Raw genomic sequence first — 21,788 nt, forward strand, 5'->3', positions numbered from 1 at the left:
CGAAACCGACGCGTAGCGTCCCCCACAAAGGAAAGACGACATGAATCTGCCGACCCCCGAACAGTTCGCCGCAACCCAGAAAGCTGGTCTCGAAGCACTCTTCGGCCTGACGAGCAAGGCATTCGAAGGCGCGATCCAGCTCGCCGAACTCAACATCGCGACGGCCCGCTCGGCATTCGCCGAAGGCCAGGAGCAAGCCCAGCGCGCGTTCGCAGCCAAGGACCCGCAAGGCTTCTTCGCCGTGCAAGCCGGCTTCGCGCAGCCCACCGCCGAAAAGGTACTGGCCTACGGCCGCAGCGTGTATGGCATCGTCTCGGCCACGCAGGCTGAATTCGCCACCGCCGCCCAGTCGCAATACGAAACGCAGCAGCGCGCAATCGAATCGCTCGTCGACAACGCCGCCAAGAACGCACCGGCCGGCTCGGAAGCCGCCGTCGCCGCGATCAAGACGGCGCTCAACGCCGCCAACAACGCGTACTCGTCGGTGAACAAGGCAGCGAAGCAGGCTGTCGAGTTCGCGGAAAGCAACTTCGAAGCCGCCGGCAAGGCCGCCACGAAGGCCGTCGCGCAAGCATCGTCGCGCGCTGGCAAGCAGGCTGCATAAGTAAGAAGCTTCCCCTTCCACTGGCGGGCAGCGCCTGCCGCCAGTCGGTCTGAAGATGGTGTGTGGGTCTCGTGCAATGCGAGGCCCACACGCCACCGGCCATTCCCCTCCCCGCCGCAACGCAACGCGCTTCGCGTGCCGTTAACCCGCCGCTAACCGTTAGCGCCCGCAGTTTCCCGTATCGAACATCGTCGCCAATGCGCAAGCCGAAGTGAGCATGCGCGCCCCGTCGTGGCCCACGCCCGGCACGATATGGAACGTCTGGTTCAGGCCATCCGGATGACGCGTTTGCAGATAGCGAAAAAATCCCTCGGCGCGCGCCACACGTTGTGTGCCCTGCGCCTGCGCGGCGCATGACTTGTCGAGCGAGACGGAAGCCGGGTCGTCGTCGTCGCCGCCCACGAGATAGGCAATACGCCGCTTCACATAGTCCGCTTCGAGCTGGGCGGGCGTACGGTCGCCGATGAACGCCGGCCGGTTCTCCATGCCATATTTCCAGCGGTCGAAACCCGCGCATCGTGCGGCGTCGAATGCGGCGGGTGCGCCGCTCGCATCGGGCCGCTGCGCATCGAAATACGCATACGACGACGGACTCGCCACCACGAAACGCACGTCGATTCCCTCGGTCGCGAATGCATCCGCGCGCGACGCGATCGCATAGCGCTGCAACACCTGCGCGCCGCCCGAATGCCCGGCGAATACGATCGTTTTCAGATTGGGGAAAAGGCGCCGGTCCGCGAGATGCCGCGCAATGTCGTCGAGCACCGCATACGAGCTCACCGGCACGCCGCTCGCAGCGTTCTCGCCGGCCATCCATGCGTTGCCGTGCCAGCTCAGGAGATCGCCCGGCGCGTGGTGCGCGCGCACATCGGCGGTGCTAAGGAACTGCGGAGCGATGAGCAGCGTGCTTGCAGGATCGACACCCGAGCGCTCCCGCGCGCGCTGCGCGGTGCGAAAGTAGGTATCGGCGTTGCGCAGCCGGCCATGCACGACGATCACCGCGCGCTGCACGCCAGGCTGCGGCACGTTCCAGTCGCCGCTCAGATAGAGAGGAAACTGCGCGTGGCCTTGCGTGCTGTCGACCGCCATGCGCGCGTCGGCGATCGCGTCGACGGGTTGGACGGGCCGCGCCAGCCCCGATGCCGGCGCAACGACCAGCGCGATCGACATTGCCAGCCCACGCAGGACGTTGAAATCCATGAAGGCGCTCGCCAGGAGGTTCGGTTGAGTGGAACTCGTGCGAGGGAAAGCGAAGAGACCAGCACAGTGCGAAGCGGCGCGTGCGCCGCCCGCACGAAGAACCTCAAAAGCTCAGGAGCCGAACATGCGGCTCACCGCATGCTCGAGGTGCACGCGCATTGCGTGCGCGGCGCGTTCGGCGTCGCGAGCCGCGATCGCTTCGAACACTTCGAAGTGCTCCTGCTGAACCAGACGCTGCCGCTCGATCGACTTCACGAGCGAAAGGTTGCGCGAGAGGTTCATGCTGAACACCATCTGCTCCTGGATGCCCGAAAGCGCGGTAATGAAGAACTGGTTCTTCGACGCGCGCGCCACGGCCATGTGGAACGCGAAGTCGTCCTTCGCGCCGATACCCGAAGTCTCGATGATGGTCTGCAGATTGTCCCACTCGCGCCGGATGGCGGCGATGTCCTCGTCGTCCGCCTTTTGCGCGGCCAGCGCCGCCGCGCCGGATTCGACCACCACGCGGTATTCGTAGCAGCGGCGAATGTCCGACAAGGTTTCGAGCGGCGCGAAGCGGCGCACGTCCGGGTCGGGACGCCGCATGACCGTCGTGCCCGAGCCGTGGCGCGTGGCGATGATGCCGTCCGCGCGCAATTGCGCGAGCGCCTCGCGCACCGTCGGGCGCGAAGTCGCGAACCGCTCGGCGAGCATGTGCTCGGTGGGCAGGCGCTCCCCTTCCTTGTATTCGCCCTCGATGATGCGATTCAGGATGTCGCTGTAAATCCGCGCCGGCATATTCGGCGCCTTCTGCTCAGACATGGTCGGACGGTGCACTTGAGTTGTCAGGAGTGTCGTCAATTGTAAGTCATATGGCGGGCCGATTGCGTCTTAATGCGTCTGGCCAACGCCGCCTGGAGCCTGTTTCAGCCTGTTTCAGCCCATTCGGGCGCGTCTTTACCACTTTGCGCGCGCCAGACGATGCAACGCATGCCTAACGCAATGCGCTCACGCGAATGCGCAGCGCCGCGGTCTGCGTCTGTCCCGGTTCCAGCCAGCGCAGGCCGAGCCCGGTGTGAATCGCGTCAGGCAAGCCCAGCCACGGCTCGACACAGTAGAAGTCGGAATCGGGCGCGAGCGTCCAGGTCGTCACCGCGTACCACGACGCCGATCCTGGCCTGCGCAGATCGATTTCGATTGCACGCTGCTGCGAAGGCATCTCGATACGCACGGGCACATCCGGCTCGCCGTCGAGGCAATGGAAGCGGTCGATGATCTGCGGGTCGTCGAAGCGGTAGTGCGTCGAGCCCGGCGCGGCCTCGGTCGTCGTGCCGTCGGGCAACTGCCGGCGATGGACGTTGCGCGGCAGCGTGAGCGTCGCCTCGCCGCGCTGCGCGTGCGGCAGCGCGAAGTAGAAGTGATGGCCCGCGTAGTACGGCAAGGGCGTGTCGCCCGTGTTCGTCGTGGTCAGCTCGACGTCGAGCGTCGCTTCGTCGGCGAGCCGGTAGGCCGCTTCGAAGCGAAAGCCGAACGGGTAACGTTTGCGCGTCTCGGGGGTGTCGGTGAGCGTCATGCGCACGCCGTCGCCTGGCGGCGCGACCTGCGCCGCGAACGGCAGGTCGCGCGCGAAGCCGTGCAGCGCAATCTCGCGCACGACACCGTGCGCGTCGCGCCATCGCCCGACCTGGCCATCCACCCACTGTCGCGCGATGAACGGAAACAACAGCGGATTGCCGCCGCGGATCAACCCCGGCTGGCTCCAGTCCGGCGCATCGGGCCAATGGATGATCGGCGCGCCGTCGATCTTCCACGACAGCAGACGCCCACCGGCCTGCGGCGCAACGAGGAGCCGCGAAGGGCCGCACGCAAGCTCTACGACGTCCTGATTTTGAAACTGCACCATTTTTTCGATCGCTCGGAAAAAATCAGGCTGCCACGCGCAGCGAACCCGCGAAATCGGGCTCGGGCAGGCCGCGCACACCTACATCGATGGCGAACACGAGTCCGTCCTGATCGCCGACTTGCGCCGGACAAATCGTCGCGACGTACAGCACGTCGAGGTTCGGACCGCCGAACGCGCACATCGAAGGCTTCGCAACCGGCACGGCCACGCTGCGCTCGAGCCGCCCTTCGGGCGTGAAGCGCAGCAGCAAGCCCGCGTCGTTCGCGCAGATCCAGTAGCAGCCTTCGGCGTCGACGGCGGCGCCGTCCGGGCGCCCCGTGTAGTCGTGCAGATCGGCGAACACACGGCGATTCGTGGGCACGCCGTCGTCGATGTCGTAATCGAAGGCCCAGATCACACGGCTCGAGGGATGCGAATCGGAGAGGTACATCGTTCGGCCGTCGGGCGACCATGCGAGGCCGTTTTGCGTGCACAGCCCTTCGACCACGGGCGCGGACAACCCGTCCTGCTCCGTATAGCGATAGAGCTTGCCCGCCGGATGCGGCCCGGCTGCGTCCTGCACCATCGTGCCGGACCAGAAACGGCCCTGGCGATCGCAGCGGCCGTCGTTGAAGCGCATGTGCGCCGCCTCGTGATCGACGCTCGCGAGACGCCGCACACTCACCTCGGCCGCCCGCGCGTTCGCGGCGGGCTCGTGGAGGGTCAGCGCAAAGAGCCCTGTTTCGAGCGCCGCGAGCACGCCGCCGTCATGGGCGAAAGCGAAGCAGCCGATGCGCTCCGGCAGCGCCCATTCGGTGCGGCGTTCCGTATCGAGCGCATAGCGCACGAGCGTTTGCGCGGGAATGTCGACCCAGTAGAGCGCGCCTTCTGCTGCGCGCCACACGGGGCATTCGCCCACCGAAGAGCGGCGCGCATTGCGCGCCTCGAGCGGGCGCACCGGCGACGTCATCGCCGCGTGGCCCATGCCTCCCATGCCTTGTTGCTGCATGCTCAATGCTGCTCCTTCTTCCATGCCGCGAATGCGGCGAGCGTCGCCTCGTTCGGCGGATAGGTGCCCGGCAGCGCCGCGCCCGCCTCGATCCGCTCGGTAATGAAGCGCTCGAGCGTCTCCTGCTCCGTTGCGTCGCGCGCGACTTCCTCGGCGAGGTGGCGGGGAATCACGACCACGCCATCGGCGTCGCCGACGATGATGTCGCCCGGATATACGGCCACGCCGCCGCAACCGATCGGCACGTTCAGATCGACCGTGTGGTGCTTGCAGAGGTTGAGCGGCGCCGAGGCGCCCGCGCAGTACACCGGAATCCCGAGCGCGGCGATGGTTGCGCTGTCGCGCACCGGGCCGTCGGAGACCATGCCCGCCACCCCGCGCACCTTCATGCGCGTGGCGAGAATCGAGCCCATCGATGCGGCGTCGGTCACGCCACGGCAGTCCTGCACGAGCACCGCGCCCGCGGGCACGGTTTCGACGCCCTTGCGCTGCGGATGCTCGGGGTTCTGGAACGCGCTCAGCTGGTCGAGGTCCTCGCGCGCCGGGATGTTGCGCATCGTGAATGCCGGCCCCACCAGGTTGGGCGTGCCGGGCGCCGGCGCGGCGAGCGGCCTCACGCCTTGCAAGAAGACATTGCGCAAACCGCGCTTGAACAGCTGCGTGGTGAGCGTGGCATTGGAAACGTGGCGCAGTTGTTCGAGCACAGCTTCGCTCACGGGGATGGCGGGTGAATTCATCGTGTCTCGTCCCTTATCGTCTGTCGTGGTGCGCGTGGCGCAGGCGGGCGGCTCGAAAACTGTCGAGCGAATGCATGCCATTGTTGTAATACAACACGGAAATTGTCAACCCGCCGCTGCGCTGGAGAAATGGGAAGATGTATGACGACTCGCGCTCACACCATTACGCCATCCCTGCCCGGGGCCGCGAAGATGGCTCCGGAAATTGGGATGAAAATCAAACCACTCCAATAAAACTCGGCATCAAACCGTCGGCCCGGGGGCCACACCAGGGAAATCCCCATCAACAGATTATTTGCTTTACAACTTTGTGGCAAATAAAATGATGTCTTACATGAAGGCCCTGACTCGCACCGAGAGACATTCAAGCGGGCTCACGTTCCGGCGCGGCTTCATGCCTTAGCCCGCCATCTGCAGGAGACGCGCAGTGCAACGCAAGACAATCAAGGGGGTTCGGTGGTGGATCATCGGCCTCATTATGATCGGCACCATCTTCAACTACCTTGCACGTAGTTCGCTCTCGGTGGCCGCTCCTACGCTGACCGAAACACTCCACATGACCACGCAGCAGTATTCGTATGTGGTCACCGCCTTTCAGGCCTGTTATGCGCTCGCCCAGCCCATTGCGGGCTTCGTGCTCGACTCCGTAGGCGTGAAGATCGGCTTCGCGATCTTCGCCTTCGCCTGGGCCTGCGCCAACATGCTGCACGGTCTCGCCAGCAGCTGGCCCGCGCTCGCCGTGTTCCGCGGCATGCTGGGCATGAGCGAAGCGGCGATCTTCCCGGCGGGCATGAAGGCCATCAGCCAGTGGTTCCCCGCCAAGGAACGCTCGGTCGCCACGGGCTGGCTCAACACCGGGACGTCGATCGGCGCAATGCTTGCTCCGCCGCTCGTCGTCTGGTGCATTCTCAAGTTCAACTGGCAGTTCGCGTTCGTGCTGACGGGCGGCGTCGCGCTGATCTGGGTTGCCCTGTGGCTCGTGTTCTACAAGACGCCCGCCGAGCATCCGCGGCTCTCGCAGGAGGAAGCCGACTACATCCGCGCCGGCCAGACCGAAGCGCAGAAAACGACGGTCCGCAAACGCGCGTCGTTCAAGGAAGTGCTCAAGACGCGCCGCTTCTGGGGCATCGGCATTCCGCGCATGCTCGCCGAACCGGCATGGCAGACCTTCGGCGCCTGGATTCCGCTGTACCTGGTCACCGTGCGCCACATGAACCTGAAGGAAATCGCGCTGTTCGCATGGATTCCGTTCCTCGCCGCCGACCTCGGCTGCCTCGTGGGCGGCTACCTGGCGCCGCTGTTCATCCGCTGGTTCGGCTGCTCGCTCATTACCTCACGCAAGCTCGTCATCACGACCGGCGCGCTGCTGATGATCGGACCGGCCTCCGTGGGCCTCGTCTCGAGCCCTTACGCCGCCATCGCTCTCTTCTGCGTCGGCACGTTCGCACACCAGACCATTTCGGGCGCGCTGTTCACACTGGCTTCGGACGTGTTCGGCCAGCACGAGGTCGCCACGGCAACGGGCCTCTCGGGCATGTTCGGCTACCTTGGCGCGACGGTGTTCTCGCTCATCGTCGGCGCAGTGGCCAGCACGATTGGCTATAACCCCTTGTTCGTGTGCCTGATGCTGTTCGACTTGATCGGCGCCTGCGTGGCATGGCGACTGATCTCGAATCAGCAAAAGGACGACGCGGCCACCCCCACGGTCCAGTCATCGCATGAAGTGAAGGCTTGATCGGCAATCATCGGCCGGCGCCCGCGAGGGTGCCGGCTTTCGGCGTTTCTCTGTGAGGTAAAACCACTGTGAAAAAAGTTGCATTGACCGGCGCGGCCGGCCAGCTCGGCACCGTGTTGCGCAAGGGCCTGCACGAGCGCGGCGTGAACCTGCGTTCGGCGGCGGGTTCGAAGCCGCTTGAACCGCTCTTCGCAGGCGAGGACGTGATGCACGGCGACCTGCGCCAGAGCGAAGTGGTCGACCGCCTGCTCGATGGCGTCGACGTGCTGATCCATATGGCCGGTACGAGCGTCGAGCGCCCCTTGCCCGAGATCATCGAAAACAACCTTCGTGGGCTCGTCGAAGTCTACGAAGGCGCGCGCCGCCACGGCACGAAGCGCATCCTGTTCGCAAGCTCGAATCACTCGATCGGCATGTACCCGGTGGAAGAAAAGCTCACGCTCGACTGCGCGTTCCGCCCGGACGGCTTCTACGGTCTCTCCAAGGCCTGGGGCGAATCGCTCGCGCGGCTCTACTGGGACAAGCACGGCATCGAAACGGTGAACGTGCGTATTGGCAGCTGCCTGCCCAAGCCTACCGAGTTCCGTCATCTGAGCACGTGGTTCGGCCACGAAGACCTGTTCCATATGATCGATCGCGTGATCAACGTGGAAGAGATCGGCTTTGCCGTGGTGTGGGGCGTGTCGAACAACACGCGCAGCTACTGGATCCAGGAAGGCGCGAACGACGACGCGAAGCGACTCGGCTACGAGCCCAAGCAGAACTCCGAAGACTATGCCGCCGAGATTCTCGCGAAGGAAAATCCGCTCGATGCCGTGGCGCAGCGCTACCAGGGCGGCAGCTTTGCCAGCTTCGATTTCACGCCGGTGGAGAAGCGCGGCAAGCGCTCATAATACGCCGCGTTCTGGCTTTCCATGCGTAAGCGCCCATGTGGGCGCTTATTTTTTGGTTCAACCGGTCGATGCAAAACAGTAAAATCTGCGTGAACGGTTACACGTGCTGGATTGCCTGCCGCATTGTGACGAATTCTATCGATGCCTGAATTTTATGGAATGTCTACCGGTGAGTGGATTTCCAGATATCGCCTTATATTCTGCATACCTTAGTATCTGTCCGCTTCGTCAATCGTCACTCTTCCCGGAATGGGTCACCCAATACCGTCCCGGGTTTTGCGAAAGATCTGGATAAAGACGTCACGCATCGCGTGCCGCTCAACGTCCTTGCGCCATACGAGCACCGTTTGTGCTCTCGACGTTGCGCGAGGAACAGGATGGCATCGTAAAGTGGACCCGTCAGTCAAGACATTTTTCTTGTTGATTTAAGCTGTAATCGCGTCCGATTGCGCAGCTGCACGGCGCTGCCCCGTTCCGCATTCCTTTCCCAGCCTTTCATCCGTGTGGCCATATTTATCGACGATCAACGCGCCGCCGCCGATTCCCGTGCGATAGACCTGATCCGGCGTTGCGTATCCCAGGGACTGGTGCGGCCGTTCGGCGTTGTAGAACGCAAAATATTGCGCCAATCCCACCGTCAGCTCGCCCATGTTGGCGTAGCCCTTCAGATACACATCTTCATGCTTCACGTTGCGCCACAGCCGCTCCACGAAGATGTTGTCTAACGCCCGCCCGCGTCCGTCCATGCTGCTCGCCACACCCTCGCGCTTGAGCATACCCGTGAAGGCATCGCTGGTGAACCGCGAGCCTTGATCGCTGTTGAACACCTCAGGCTTGCCATACTCGCGCAGCGCATCTTCCAGGCAGTCCACACAAAATGTGGCATCCATGCTGTTGCTCACGCGCCAGGACAGCACCCGCCGCGAATACCAGTCGATAACCGCGACAAGGTAGGCGAAGCCGCGCGCCAGCCGGATATACGTGAGGTCTGTGGACCACACCTGATTGGGCCGCGTTGCCGCCACGCCGCGCAGCAGATAGGGATAACCCTTGTGCCGCGGGTGGGGCTGACTCGTCGCCGGCCCCGGGGCCATGCCCGCCGGGCTCATCTCGCGCATCAGCCGTTGCACACGCTTGCGATTAATGCGCCAGCCGCGACCACGCAAAAACACCACCATGCGCCGGGAGCCGTAGAACGGGCGATGCGTGTATTCCTCGTCGATCAACGCGCGCAGCTTCAGGTCTTCCTCGTCCATATGGGCCTGTAGCAATGCCGCGTTCAGTCGTCGGTACACTGTGGTACGGCGAGATCGGGCGACTGAAGATGGCAACAAGTCGTTTTCGATAAATATCGGATCAATAAGAATGCCTTATTTTAAAGACAAAGAGGATTGGTCAGCAGGTGTCTGGCTCAAACCATCGATGTGCATTTCCTTTTTTACGTCGCACTAGTGAAACCCGGCGCCCATAAAAAAACGGCGATGCCGCAAGGCACCGCCGCAAAACTCTGTACTCGAAGCAGGACCGGTCAGAAGCGGTGAACGATACCGACTGCACCCGCCACCTGGCTGCGCGACGAAGACGGCGCGCTGTTCTGTCCGTCGCCGATGTCCGCCGTCGCGTTGATGATGTTGCCCGCGCCGCCCGTGCCCAGCGTCTGGCCGCCCGCGCGCTGGTATGCCTCAACAAAGTACAGGCCCGTGCGCTTGGACAGCGTGTAGTACTGCGACAGGTTGTACTGCGCGTACGATGCCGCGCTCTGGATGCCGTTGGACAGCGTCGCGCGCGTGTAGCTGAAGCCCGCCGCCAGATCCAGCGTCGTGATCGGCTTGTAGTGCAGCACCGCACCGCCCGTGTTCCAGATCTGCGTGCCGCGGAACGCCGAGTTGATCCCCGAAATGTACTGCACGTTCGAGTACGCCACCGAGATGTCCCACTGCGGCGTGAACTGGTAACCCGCCGTCACCGCCAGACGCTGCTGCGTCTGCGCCGTCTGGAAGCCGTTGGTCAGCCCCGACACGCCCGGCTCGCCATTGCTGTAGGCCGTCGAGTTCGCGCTCCACGCGCCGCCACCGTTCGCCGCATTGCTCAGGCGCTCGAAGCCCACCGCAATGCCCGCCGGGCCATGCAGGTACTGTGCCGCCACGCTCCACGTCTGGCCCGCGCCCGTCGCGCCCGCCACCCCGCCCAGCGCGTACATGCCGCTCACCGTCAGACCCGCGATGTTCGGCGACGTGTACACCAGCGAGTTGTTGATCCGGTAGATCGTGTCCATCGAGTCGATGTCACCCGGGTGCGCGCCATACGCCCCCGTCAGCCACGTCGTCGGGCTGTACGGCGAGAGCAGCGTGTAGTACGGCGCGTACTGGCGGCCCGCCGTCAGCGTGCCGTAGTTCTGGTTCGCCACCCCGACCCACGCCGCGCGGCTGAACATCAGGTTCGAGGTCGACTGCGCACCCGTGGCCGAGTTGTAGCCCTCTTCCAGCTGGAAGATCGCGCGCGTGCCGCCGCCCAGGTCCTCGCTGCCCTTCAGCCCGAAGCGCGAACCCGCCCAGATGCCCTGCACCATCTTGACCGCCGAGCGCCCGCCCGAGTTGCTGCCCAGCGCAGCCGAGCTGCTCTGGTAGCCAATGCCGGTATCCACGATACCGTACAGCGTGACGCTGCTCTGCGCGTGCGCGCCCAGCGCTGCGAGCCCAAGCGCGGATGCGAGAATCGTTTTCTTCATCAGTACTCCTAGCTTTAGTCGTTGTGGTTTGAAACTGGTTAAAACCCTGGTTGCTTCTGTTGCCTCCTGTCTGGCAGGCCGGGGGCGCCACCCCCCTGGAGCACCCCGCCCTCCTGCCAGACCTGCCCGGCCCGGCCCGACCTGCCCGGCCGGACCTGCCCGGCCGGACCTGTCTCCTTAGTGAATCTCCGGCTCGCCGCCCGCCGCGCACGCGCCTCCCGCACCCTCACGCTGCAGGAAGTCGAATTCGCACCCCTTGTCCGCCTGCATCACGTGCATCTGGTACATCGCCCCGTAGCCACGCGTGAAGCGCGGCTCCGGCGCCACCCATGCCGCCTTGCGACGCGCCATCTCCTCATCCGAGATCAGCACGTTCAGCCGCCGCTCCGGCACGTTCAGCTCGATCAGGTCGCCGTCCTGCACCAGCGCCAGCGGCCCGCCAATGAACGACTCCGGCGCCACGTGCAGCACGCACGCCCCGTAGCTCGTGCCGCTCATGCGCGCGTCCGAGATGCGCAGCATGTCGCGCACGCCCTTCTTCAGGATCTTCTGCGGGATCGGCAGCTGGCCCCATTCCGGCATCCCCGGCGCACCGATAGGACCCGCGTGCTGCAGCACGATCACGCTGTTCTCGTCGCAGTCCAGCTCCTCGCTGTCGATGCGCGCCGCCATGTCGTTGTAATCCTTGAACACCACCGCCTTGCCCGTGTGCACGTGCAGGTGCTTCTCCGCCGCGCCCGGCTTGATCACCGCGCCGTCCGGCGCCAGGTTGCCGCGCAGCACCGCAAGCCCCGTGTCCGGCATCAGCGGCTTCGCACGGCGGTAGATCACGTCCTCGCTGAAGATCTGCGCATCGGCGATGTTCTCGCCCAGCGTCTTGCCGTTCACCGTCATCTGCGTGCCGTCGATCAGCTCGCCCAGTTCCTTCAGCATCGCGCGCAGGCCGCCCGCGTAGTAGAAGTCCTCCATCAGGTACTTGCCCGTCGGACGGACGTTCGCCAGCACCGGCGTGCGCCGCGCGATGTCGTCGTACTGCGCCAGCGTCAGGTCCACCCCCGCGCGACGCGCCAGCGCGATCATGTGCACGATCGCGTTGGTCGAGCCCGATAGCGCCAGGCACGTCGTCACCGCGTTGTCCACCGACTGGCGCGTGATGATGTCCGAGGGCTTCAGGTCCTCCCACACCATCTCCACGATGCGCATGCCCGTCTTCGCCGACATCTGCGCGTGGCGCGAATCCGGCGCCGGGATCGAGGCGAAGCCCGGCAGCGTGAAGCCCAGCGCCTCGGCCGCACTCGTCATTGTCGAGGCCGTGCCCATCGTCATGCAGTGCCCCGGCGAGCGCGCAATGCCGCCCTCCACGCCCTTCCAGTCCTCTTCCGTGATCTTGCCCGCGCGCAGGTCCGCCCAATACTTCCACGTGTCCGACCCCGAGCCCAGCGTCACGCCGTTCCAGTTGCCGTTGAGCATCGGCCCCGCCGGCAGGAAGATCGTCGGCAGGTTCATCGAGATCGCGCCCATCAGCAGCGCCGGTGTGGTCTTGTCGCAGCCGCCCATCAGCACCACGCCATCGGCCGGGTACGAGCGCAGCGTCTCTTCCGCTTCCATCGCCAGGAAGTTGCGGTACAGCATCGTCGTGGGCTTCTGGAACGGCTCGGAGAGCGTCTGCACCGGCAGCTCGATCGGAAAGCCGCCCGCCTGCCAGATGCCGCGCTTGACTTCTTCCACCCGCTGCTTGAAGTGCGTGTGGCACGGGTTGATCTCGCTCCACGTGTTCAGGATCGCGATCACCGGCTTGCCCGCGTACTCCTCGCGGTCATAGCCCATCTGCGCCGTGCGCGAGCGGTGGCCAAACGAGCGCAGGTCGTTTACGCCATACCAGCGGTGGCTGCGCAGTTCTTCGGGGGTCTTTCGATGCTTGCTCATGTTGCGTTACTCCATGTGATTCCAGTAAAGCCGCCGGCGCCGTCCTAGCGCTGCTCCTTCACGCGCGACACGAGTTGTGTCGGGCTGACGAACTGCAGGGCGACGAGCACCCATGCAAGCGTGATGGCCATGTAGATCATCGCCATCGCGTCGATGGATTGCGGCGCACGCACGCCCGTCGAAAAGACGGCGTAGTACAGCGCGACCACCAGCGTTTGCGTGTCCGGTCCAGCGGTAAAGAAAGTGAGTTCGAACATGCCGATCGTGCGCACGAGCACGAGCAGCCCTGCCGCCAGCATCCCCGGCACGAGGAGCGGCAGCAATACGTAACGGAAATAGCGCAGCGTGTTCGCGCCGAAAATGCGCGCCGCCGATTCGAGATTCGGATCGATCTGCTCGATGAACGGCGTCATCACGAGAATCACGAACGGCAGCGCGGGCACGAGGTTCGCGAGGATCACGCCGGGCAGCGTGCCCGCAAGACCGACCTGGTACATGGCGGTGGCCATCGGAATGCCGTATGTGACGGGCGGCACCATCAGCGGAAGCAGGAACACGAGCATGGCGATGCGCTTGCCGGGGAACTGCGCGCGCGCGAGCGCATAGGCAGCGGGCACGCCAAGCACGATGGAAAGCAGCACGACTGCGCCCACCACTTCGAACGTCACCCACAGCACGCTTGAAAGCTGGAAGTCGCGCCACGCCTGCGCATACCAGTGCAGCGTGAAGCCCTGCGGCAGCGGCGTGCCGAACCAGCGCGTGGCGATGGAGTTCACGCCCACCGTCGCGATCAGCAGCAGCACGTTGAGCAGGAAGAACGCCACGCCGCCCCAGACCAGCACCTTCCAGAGCACGTCGGGCAGACGCGCGGCGCGCTTCGCCCGCGGCGCCTCATCCGCGGGACGCGCTTCGCGCGACGGCGTGCCGGCGGGCATCCCGCTCGCATCGCGTTGATGTGCGGACATCAGCCTTTCCCTCCGCTCACCGGGCCCGAGTAGAAGTACCGTTTCGCGCCGAGCATCGCGGCCACCACCACCAGTTGCACGAAGCCCATCACGATGGCGATGGTCGAGGCGAGCGAGTAGTCATAGCTCTCGAACGCCGCCTCCGATGCCGCAATGGAGATCACGCGCGTCGGGCCCGCGGGGGCGCCGAGCAGCACCGCGGACGGGAACACCGAATACGCCTGCACGAACGACAAACACGCGGCCATCGTGAGCCCCGGCGCGAGCAGCGGCAGATAGATCTGCCGGAACTGCTGCCACGGTCCCGCGCCGAGCGTGGCCGCCGCGCTCGCGAGCGTGGGGTCGATGCCGGTGACGTACGAGAGCGTGAGCAGGAATGCGAACGGAAAGCCTGAAACGATCAGCGAGATGAGCACGCCCCAGTAGTTGTGGGTGAGGCGAATCTCTTCGGTCGTGAACAGATGCAGTGCGTGCAGCGCCTGCGGGAACCAGCCGTTCGGCCCGAAGTAGCTCAGCATGCCGTCGGCGATCAGCACGGTGCCAAGCGTGACCGGAATCACGAGCAGCGTCGTCACGAGCTTCTGATACGGCGACTTGCGGCGCAGCGCGAAGGCCACCGGCAGCGAAAGCCCGACGTTGATGAGGGTGGCGGGCACCGCCAGCTTGAGCGTGACGAACACCGTCGGCCACAACGAAAGGTCGTGAATGAACTGCAGATAGTTCGCGAACATGCCGCCGCCGTTCATTGGCTTGAACGACAGCACGAGGCCGTACGCAAACGGATAGAGGAACATCGCGATGATGAAGCCGAGCGCAGGCGTGACAAGCCAGCCGCGCGCGTCGCGCGGGGTCCGGGTCAGCGACGAGACAAGCGTGCTCACGACGCAAGCTCCGCATAAGCCAGCACGCGCGACGGCGCGACACGCAGCGTGGCGCGCTCGCCCGCTTCGAATTCGCCGGCCACACGCGCCCACAGCTTGCCGAACGGCGCGTTGGCAAGCAGCAGCGAATCGCGGCCGCCGTACTCGACCAGTTCGACTTCCACGTCGAAGGCGTTCGCATCGCCCGCATTGGCGCGCTCGAAATCTTCGGGGCGCATGGCCACGGAGATCGCATTGCCATTGGCGTTCGCGCCGATGTCGCCCATCGGCACGCCGGTCAGCGTGATACCCGACGAAGAGAGCGCGAGGTGCTCGCCCTGCTCGCCGGCAATCGCGAACGGCAGCACGTTGCGATAGCCCATGAAGCGCGCGACATGCAGATTCGAGGGTCGGCTATAGACTTCCTTAGGCGTCGCAACCTGTTGCACGACACCCTCTTTCATCACGACGATGCGATCGGCCATTGAAAGCGCTTCGTCCTGATCGTGCGTCACGTAGATCGTGGCGCGTTCGAGCTGCGAATGAATGCGGCGGATTTCCCCACGCATTTCGATGCGCAGCTTCGTGTCGAGATTCGAGAGCGGCTCGTCCATCAGCACGAGCGGCGGCTCGATGACGATCGCGCGCGCAATCGCCACGCGCTGCTGCTGGCCGCCCGAGAGCTGGCCCGGCAGCTTGCTTTCATGGCCGACGAGCTGCACGAGCTGCAGCGCCTCGCGCGCACGGCGCTTCGCTTCTTCGCGCGGCACGCCCTGCATCTTCAGGCCGAAGCCCACGTTTTCCAGCACCGTCATGTGCGGGAACAACGCGTAGTTCTGGAACACCATGCCGAAGCCGCGCTTTTCCGGCGGCAGCACGTCGATGCGCAGGTCGTCGAGCCAGATGCTGCCGCTCGTGAGCGGCTGCAGACCTGCGATGCAATTGAGCGCCGTGGATTTCCCGCAGCCCGAAGGCCCGAGCAGCGCGATGAATTCTCCACGGCGAATGTCGAGATCGAGATCGCGCAGCGCCGCGAGCTGCACACCCTCAGCGTTCGTGAAACTGCGGCACACCGAGTCCAGGCGCAGACGATCGAAAGAATGCTTCATGACACGTTCCTGAACAACACGATCCACTACATGAGCATGGTTCGCGGACGGCACATGGGGTAAGTCACCGTCCGCCAATCGCTGATTTGCGCTCTCGTCACTGGGACTTCTGCGAGCCGACTTCGCGGTCCCATTTCTGGAACGCCGCGACCATCGCCTGCGCCGAAAGCGGCTGGACATGCGGATACGCCGCGAGCCACTTCGCGTACTCGGGGCGGCCGTACTTCGCGATCACGTCCTGGCTTGCCTTTGGCGCCATCGCAAGCGTTACGCCGTTCACAGCCGGCCCCGGATAGAAATAACCGTCGTCATAGGTCATGGCCTGCTGCTGCGGCTCGAGCATGAAGTTCATGAGCTTGAGCAGCACCGCGAGCTTCTCCTTCGAGACGCCCTTGGGCACGACCATGTAGTGCGCGTCGTTCACCCACGTCATGTTGTTGAACGCCCCCACCTTGAAGTCGGCGGGCACGATGCCGAGCGCGCGCGGGTTGATGTCCCAGCCCGTCACGGTCACGGTCATGTCACGCGTGCCCTCGCCAAGCTCCTTCATCACCGCCGAAGTGCCGCCCGGGTAGTACGGCACGCACGAGTTCAGCTCCTTGAGGAACGCCCACGTCTTGTCCCAGCCGTTGATGGGGTCTTGCGGATTCTTGTCGCCGAGCAGGTATGGCAGGCCCATCAGGAACGTGCGGCCCGGGCCCGAATTGGCCGGACGCGCATAGATCAGCTTGCCGGGATTCGCCTTGCACCACGCGAGCAGTTCCTGCGGCGTTTGCGGCGGCTTGGCGACCTTCGCCGGGTTGTATTCGATCAGTGGACCCGCCGGCATGTACGACACTTCGAGGCCGTAACCCTGAGCGAGATCCTGCATCTTGCGCGGACCCGGCGCGTACTTGTCGAGCACGCCTGGCAGCGCGGCCGATTGATCCGGCAGCAGCTTGATCCAGAGATTCTGTTCGATGCCGGCTGCGAGCGCGTCGGTGCCCGTCAGCACGAGATCGATGTCGGCGCGGCCGGCGGCCTGCATCGCCTTGATCTTGCCGGGCAACTGCGGCGCAGGCGCGTTCGTGTAGGTGATATTGGAAACGAGATCCGGGTACTTCGCCTTGAACGCCTCGAAGGCCTTCTGCGTGAGTTGCAGATTGCCGGCCACGTCGACGACATTCAGGGAAACAGGATCAGCCTTCGCCGCACTCATGCCAAGCGCCGTTGCGGCCGCCACACATACGGCCAGCACCCTGGCCTTCAAGCGTCCATCGAACATCGCATCTCCTCACATCTCGTTATGGATTTGTTCTGCGTAGCCCGTTGATCGTTTAATTGCCTGAGCCACGGTGAAGGATCCCAAACCGCGTAGCAAGTTGTCAAGCAACGTCAGGCTTTTTTGAGACGGCTGTCGGCATCCTGTTGGGAGAAGCGCCTGCGGAGGGCGCAGGCGCTTCCCACGCCGCTTTCGCGGTATTACTTGCGAACGAGTTCGCCGTCGCGCAAACGCCACAGCGCGAGCGGATTGTCGTTCTGGAGCGTGACCGGCAAAAGTTCCGCCGGCAGATCCTGATAGCAGACCGGGCGCAGGAAACGCTCGATCGCCATCGCGCCGACCGAAGTCGAGCGCGAGTCCGAAGTAGCCGGGAACGGGCCACCGTGGACCATCGCATACGACACTTCGACGCCCGTCGGGAAGCCGTTCGCGAGAATGCGGCCCGCCTTGCGCTCGAGGATCGGCAAGAGGCGCGCGGCCATCGCGTAGTCGTCGCGGTCGATGTGCAGCGTTGCCGTCAACTGGCCTTCGACGTGTTCCGCCACGCGCGCGAGTTCCGCTTCGTCACGGCACGCCACGACCACCGAGGTCGGCCCGAAGATTTCGTCGGACAACGCATGCTGCGCGAGGAACTGCTCGGCGCTCGTCTTGAAGAGCACGGGCAGCGCGGCGCAGTGCGCCTCGGTCTTCACGCCTTCCGCAAGGTTCTCGACGCCCGAAAGCTGCTTGCGCGACTCGATAGCCTCGCCGTACACCGAGGCGATGCCCGCGGTCAGCATGCTTTGCGAGGGCTTCTGCGTGAGCGCCGCGCTCGCGACCTTCACGAAGCGGTCGAGATCCGGACCATCGATCGCGAGCACGAGGCCCGGGTTCGTGCAGAACTGGCCCACGCCCATCGTGAGCGAATCCACGTAGCCCTGCGCGAGCGCTTCGCCGCGCGCGGCCAGCGCTGCGGGCAGCACGAGCATCGGGTTGATGCTGCTCATTTCGGCGTAGACGGGAATCGGCTCGGGGCGTTGAGCGGCGATGTGCGAGAGCGCGAGACCGCCGCGGCGCGAGCCCGTGAAGCCCACTGCCTTGATGGCAGGGTGCGCGACGAGCGCTTCGCCCGTCTCGTTGCCGCCGCCGAAGACGAGCGAGAACACGCCTTCGGGCAGGCCGACGTCCGCCACGGCCTGCTGGATCGCACGGCCCACGAGTTCCGAAGTGCCCGGGTGAGCCAGGTGCGCCTTCACGACGACCGGGCAGCCGGCCGCCAGCGCCGAGGCGGTGTCGCCACCGGCCACCGAGAACGCCAGCGGGAAGTTGCTCGCGCCGAACACGGCCACGGGGCCGAGCGGAATGCGGTGTGCGCGCAGGTCCGAGCGCGGCAGGGGCTTGCGCTCGGGCAGCGCCGAGTCGAGCACGGCGCCGCACCAGCGGCCGTCGCGCACGAGCGACGCGAAGAGGCGCAACTGGCCGACCGTGCGGCCGCGTTCACCTTCGAGTCGCGCCTTGGGCAACGCCGATTCGAGATGCGCGCGCTCGATCAGCGCGTCGCCAATGCCGAGAATGCGCTCGGCGATCGCTTCCAGCAGGCGTGCACGCGTTTCGTGCGGCGCGGCGCGGAAGACGTCGAACGCCTGCGCCGCAAGTTCACAGGCGCGCGCGACTTCGGCCTTGCCGCCGAGGCCGAACGACGGCTCGATCTCCTGGCCGAGCGCGGGCGCGAAGGCGCGCATTTCGCCCGTCTCGCCGCGCACCGCTTGCGCGCCGAGCAGCATTGCTCCGGTAATCTGCATGTTCGCTCCGATCAATTACATTTGCCGCCGCGCTTTATGCTTGCGCGGGCTGTGCGGAGGGTACCAGCTTCTGCTCGAACGCGAGCAGCGCTTTGGCCGCTTCGCCGATCGCCGGCAGTGCTTCGGCAGGCGACTGCGACAGCAGCGGCAGAATCGGGCCCATGTCGGCAATGCCCGAAAGCGTCACGGCGTCGTGCAGCACGCGGATCAGCGAGATGTCGTCGCGCAGCGTTTCGAGCGGCATGAATGCATCGTAGAGGCGTTGCGCTTCTTCCGCACGGCCTTCCTTCGCGGCCTTCAGCAGCGCCATGACGGCGTTCGAAGCGATGCAGCCAGAACCCGTGGTCCAGGCAGCCAGGCCGAAATCGCGCACGTGCACGAGCGCGGGGCGCTCGCCCATGCCCGAGACGACCTTCGATGCCGGCACGCTTTGCAGCAGGCGACGCAGATACGGGTCGTTCGACGGATCCTCGCGCACGATCGCGTACTTGACGGCGATGAGCGTGCCGCGGTCGATCAGGCGCACGAGCGTGTCGACGTCCACGTAATCTTCGCTCTTGATATAGAGCGTGAGCGGAATGCCGGCGGTGTCGGCGATGCGCGTGAGGCCTGCTTCCACGCCTGCGGGCGTGGTGAAGCCGCCGAGCGGCAGCACCATGGCCGTTTGATACGACGTTTGCGCGAGAATGCGCGCCTGGTCGAGCATCTTGCCGAAGTCCGGGCCGATGGCCGGAATCACGCGCGTTTCGGGCGCGGTGAGGTCGGCAAGCATGTCAAGCAACTCACGGAATTCGCTAACTGCGACGTGGTAGAGGTTCGCATTGCCGCCGTACAGCAGCGTACGGATGCCGCCCGCTTCCATATGGCGAATCAGCTTGCGGTTCTCTTCGACATCGAGCGAGAGATCAGGGCGGCGTGCGAGAGGCGGCACAGCCATCACCGTCGAGGCGAATTCGCTCTCGACAATCGGGGACACGTTCATGAGGCCTCGTGCTGAATGGAGGGTTGTCAATAGTGCACACAGTAGCACCCACCTGGCGTAGTTGTCAAACAACTTATTGCATTTGTTAGGGTTTGTTCGGAGAACGTGGCGCACGTTCCCACCATGTGCACTTTCTGCATTGGCGAACACGATCGAATCACGCATTGCCGAACTCATACAGAATCCCACTATGTCCGAATCTCCTCTCACGACACGCCGGGGCTTCCTGCGCACGGCAGCGGTGCTCGTGCCCGCCAGTGCGCTGGCCGGCTGCGAAGGCGGCTCGAAGCCGGCCAGCGCACCCGCGGCCGCGGGCAGCGCGGCCTCCGAGCCCAGCCGCGCCTCCGCCCCAGCGCCACGAGCCGCCGCCTGGAAGCCGCGCTTCTTCGACGCGCGCGAATGGGCCTTCGTCGAGGCCGCCACCGAACGCCTGATCCCCGCCGATGCCGAAGGCCCCGGCGCGCTGGAGGCCGGTGTGCCCGAATTCATCGACCGGCAGATGGACACGCCCTACGCGCACGGCGCGCTCTGGTACATGCAGGGGCCGTTCCAGCAAGGCGTGCCCGAACTCGGCTACCAGTTGAAGCTCGTGCCGCGCGATATCTACCGGCTCGGCATCGCCGCCGTGAACGCGTACTGCACGAAGGCGTACGGCAAGGACTTCGACGCGCTCGACGCCGCCACGCGCGACAACGTGCTTGCCGCCCTCGAAGCGGGCAAGGTCGAACTCGACGGCGTGCCCGCGACGGTATTCTTCGGCCAGTTGCTGGAGAACACGCGCGAAGGCTACTTCTGCGACCCGATCCACGGTGGCAACCGCGGCATGGCCGCGTGGACGATGATCGGCTTCCCGGGCGCGCGCGCCGACTTCATGGATTTCGTGAACCAGAACGGCGAGCCCTATCCATACGGTCCGGTCTCGATCAACGGGGAGCGCGCCTGATATGGCGAACGCGGCGCGCAAGAAACCGCATGTCGATGCGGTCGTCGTCGGCTTCGGCTGGACCGGCGCGATTCTCGCGAAGGAACTGACCGAAGCGGGGCTGACGGTCGTGGCGCTCGAGCGCGGCGAGTATCGCGACACCTACCCGGACGGCGCGTACCCGAACACCATCGACGAGCTCACGTACAACATCCGCAAGAAGCTCTTCCTCGATCTTTCGAAGACCACCGTCTCGATCCGCCACGGCGTGAACGACACGGCGCTCCCCTACCGCCAGCTCGCGGCGTTCCTGCCGGGCGAAGGCGTGGGCGGCGCGGGCCTGCACTGGTCGGGCGTGCATTTGCGCATCACGCCGGAGGAACTGCGCCTGCGCAGCCACTACGAAGCGCGCTACGGCAGGAAGTTCATCCCCGAAGGCATGACGATCCAGGACTTCGGCGTGAGCTACGACGAGCTGGAGCCGCACTTCGACTTCGCCGAGAAGGTATTCGGCACCTCGGGCGAGGCGTACAAGGTGAAGGGCAACGTGGTCGGTGAAGGCAACGTGTTCGAGGCGATGCGCAGCGACGATTTTCCGTTGCCCGCGCAACTGAATACGTATTCCGCGCAGCGCTTCTACGATGCGGCGAAATCGCTCGGCCTGCATCCGTACCGGCTGCCTTCGGCCAACACCTCGGGGCCCTATACGAACCCATACGGCGTGCAGATGGGCCCGTGCAACTTCTGCGGCTATTGCAGCGGCTACGCGTGCTACATGTACTCGAAGGCTTCGCCGAATCTCAACATCCTGCCCGCGCTCAAGCAGGAAAAGCATTTCGAGCTGCGCTCGAAGTGTCACGTGCTGCGCGTCGAACTCGACGACGCGAAAAAGCGCGCCACCGGCGTGACTTACGTCGATCCGGCGGGCCAGGAAGTATTCCAGCCCGCCGATCTCGTGATCGTCGCAGCGTTCCAGTATCACAACGTGCACCTGCTGCTGCTCTCGGGCATCGGCAAGCCTTATGACCCGATCTCGGGCGAAGGCGTAGTGGGCCGCAACTTCGCGTACCAGAACCTCTCCACCATCACGGCGTTCTTCGACAAGGACACCTGGACGAATCCGTTCGTCGGCGCGGGCGGCAACGGCGTGGCCGTGGACGACTTCAACGCCGACAACTTCGACCATGGCCCGCTCGGCTTCGTGGGCGGCTCGCC

At 65.0% G+C, this 21,788-nt stretch carries 18 protein-coding genes and 1 pseudogene; 5 read left to right on the plus strand and 14 right to left on the minus strand.

The window, feature by feature from the left end; genetic code table 11:
* Positions 1-40: 40 nt before the first annotated feature.
* Positions 41-604, plus strand: coding sequence for a phasin family protein (locus VMJ11_RS17405; protein WP_325620634.1), 564 nt, complete (start codon positions 41-43; stop codon positions 602-604).
* A gap of 159 nt (positions 605-763) precedes the next feature.
* Here the strand turns inward: VMJ11_RS17405 and VMJ11_RS17410 are convergent, their stop codons facing one another.
* The 5 genes from VMJ11_RS17410 to VMJ11_RS17430 form a co-directional block, all read right to left on the minus strand.
* Positions 764-1,804, minus strand: a complete 1,041-nt coding sequence (locus tag VMJ11_RS17410; protein WP_325620635.1) for an alpha/beta hydrolase — start codon at positions 1,802-1,804, stop codon at positions 764-766.
* 111 nt (positions 1,805-1,915) lie between these two features.
* The gene (locus tag VMJ11_RS17415; protein WP_325620636.1) at positions 1,916-2,605 is read right to left on the minus strand and encodes a FadR/GntR family transcriptional regulator; all 690 of its coding nucleotides are present in this window, start codon (positions 2,603-2,605) and stop codon (positions 1,916-1,918) included.
* 172 nt (positions 2,606-2,777) lie between these two features.
* Positions 2,778-3,686 (minus strand): aldose epimerase, encoded by a 909-nt coding sequence (locus tag VMJ11_RS17420; protein WP_325620637.1) that lies wholly within the window; start codon positions 3,684-3,686, stop codon positions 2,778-2,780.
* A gap of 22 nt (positions 3,687-3,708) precedes the next feature.
* A complete protein-coding gene (locus VMJ11_RS17425) occupies positions 3,709-4,674 on the minus strand; it encodes an SMP-30/gluconolactonase/LRE family protein (protein ID WP_414694419.1) in 966 nt (321 codons plus the stop codon).
* A 2-nt stretch (positions 4,675-4,676) separates the two neighbouring features.
* Positions 4,677-5,411 (minus strand): ribonuclease activity regulator RraA, encoded by a 735-nt coding sequence (locus VMJ11_RS17430; RefSeq protein ID WP_325620638.1) that lies wholly within the window; start codon positions 5,409-5,411, stop codon positions 4,677-4,679.
* A gap of 427 nt (positions 5,412-5,838) precedes the next feature.
* On the opposite strand from VMJ11_RS17430, the gene VMJ11_RS17435 reads away from it, so the two are divergent.
* Together VMJ11_RS17435 and VMJ11_RS17440 are read left to right on the plus strand one after the other, a co-directional pair.
* A complete protein-coding gene (locus VMJ11_RS17435) occupies positions 5,839-7,146 on the plus strand; it encodes an MFS transporter (protein ID WP_414694420.1) in 1,308 nt (435 codons plus the stop codon).
* A gap of 68 nt (positions 7,147-7,214) precedes the next feature.
* Positions 7,215-8,039 carry an NAD(P)-dependent oxidoreductase gene (locus tag VMJ11_RS17440; protein ID WP_325620639.1) on the plus strand — a complete coding sequence of 275 codons (825 nt, stop codon included), beginning with the start codon at positions 7,215-7,217 and terminating at the stop codon, positions 8,037-8,039.
* A gap of 425 nt (positions 8,040-8,464) precedes the next feature.
* Here the strand turns inward: VMJ11_RS17440 and VMJ11_RS17445 are convergent.
* From VMJ11_RS17445 to VMJ11_RS17485, 9 genes and pseudogenes are all read right to left on the minus strand, one after another.
* Positions 8,465-9,346, minus strand: a pseudogene (locus VMJ11_RS17445) (IS3 family transposase); the annotation flags it as partial.
* Positions 9,347-9,567: 221 nt separating this feature from the next.
* Positions 9,568-10,767 (minus strand): porin, encoded by a 1,200-nt coding sequence (locus VMJ11_RS17450; protein WP_325620640.1) that lies wholly within the window; start codon positions 10,765-10,767, stop codon positions 9,568-9,570.
* Between the two features lie 177 nt (positions 10,768-10,944).
* Positions 10,945-12,693 (minus strand): L-arabinonate dehydratase, encoded by a 1,749-nt coding sequence (gene araD / locus VMJ11_RS17455; RefSeq protein WP_325620641.1) that lies wholly within the window; start codon positions 12,691-12,693, stop codon positions 10,945-10,947.
* A gap of 44 nt (positions 12,694-12,737) precedes the next feature.
* Positions 12,738-13,628 carry an ABC transporter permease gene (locus VMJ11_RS17460; protein WP_325620650.1) on the minus strand — a complete coding sequence of 297 codons (891 nt, stop codon included), beginning with the start codon at positions 13,626-13,628 and terminating at the stop codon, positions 12,738-12,740.
* Positions 13,629-13,657: 29 nt separating this feature from the next.
* Positions 13,658-14,539 carry a sugar ABC transporter permease gene (locus tag VMJ11_RS17465; protein ID WP_325620642.1) on the minus strand — a complete coding sequence of 294 codons (882 nt, stop codon included), beginning with the start codon at positions 14,537-14,539 and terminating at the stop codon, positions 13,658-13,660.
* The gene (locus VMJ11_RS17470) at positions 14,536-15,627 is read right to left on the minus strand and encodes an ABC transporter ATP-binding protein (protein ID WP_325620643.1); all 1,092 of its coding nucleotides are present in this window, start codon (positions 15,625-15,627) and stop codon (positions 14,536-14,538) included. Before VMJ11_RS17470 ends, VMJ11_RS17465 begins: the two co-directional genes overlap by 4 nt.
* A 97-nt stretch (positions 15,628-15,724) precedes the next feature.
* Complete coding sequence (locus tag VMJ11_RS17475) at positions 15,725-16,825, minus strand: ABC transporter substrate-binding protein (protein WP_325620651.1); 1,101 nt, start codon at positions 16,823-16,825, stop codon at positions 15,725-15,727.
* Between the two features lie 263 nt (positions 16,826-17,088).
* The gene (locus tag VMJ11_RS17480; RefSeq protein ID WP_325620644.1) at positions 17,089-18,669 is read right to left on the minus strand and encodes an aldehyde dehydrogenase (NADP(+)); all 1,581 of its coding nucleotides are present in this window, start codon (positions 18,667-18,669) and stop codon (positions 17,089-17,091) included.
* A gap of 34 nt (positions 18,670-18,703) precedes the next feature.
* Positions 18,704-19,651: a dihydrodipicolinate synthase family protein gene (locus VMJ11_RS17485; protein ID WP_325620645.1), complete on the minus strand. Its 948-nt coding sequence runs from the start codon at positions 19,649-19,651 to the stop codon at positions 18,704-18,706.
* 190 nt (positions 19,652-19,841) lie between these two features.
* Here VMJ11_RS17485 and VMJ11_RS17490 point away from each other — a divergent pair, with 190 nt between their 5' ends.
* Complete coding sequence (locus VMJ11_RS17490) at positions 19,842-20,594, plus strand: gluconate 2-dehydrogenase subunit 3 family protein (protein WP_325620646.1); 753 nt, start codon at positions 19,842-19,844, stop codon at positions 20,592-20,594.
* A 1-nt stretch (position 20,595) separates the two neighbouring features.
* The coding region (locus VMJ11_RS17495; protein ID WP_325620647.1) for a GMC family oxidoreductase at positions 20,596-21,788 on the plus strand (1,193 nt) is incomplete at its 3' end.

This window comes from Paraburkholderia sp. (assembly GCF_035501035.1).
Taxonomy (GTDB): Bacteria; Pseudomonadota; Gammaproteobacteria; order Burkholderiales; family Burkholderiaceae; genus Paraburkholderia.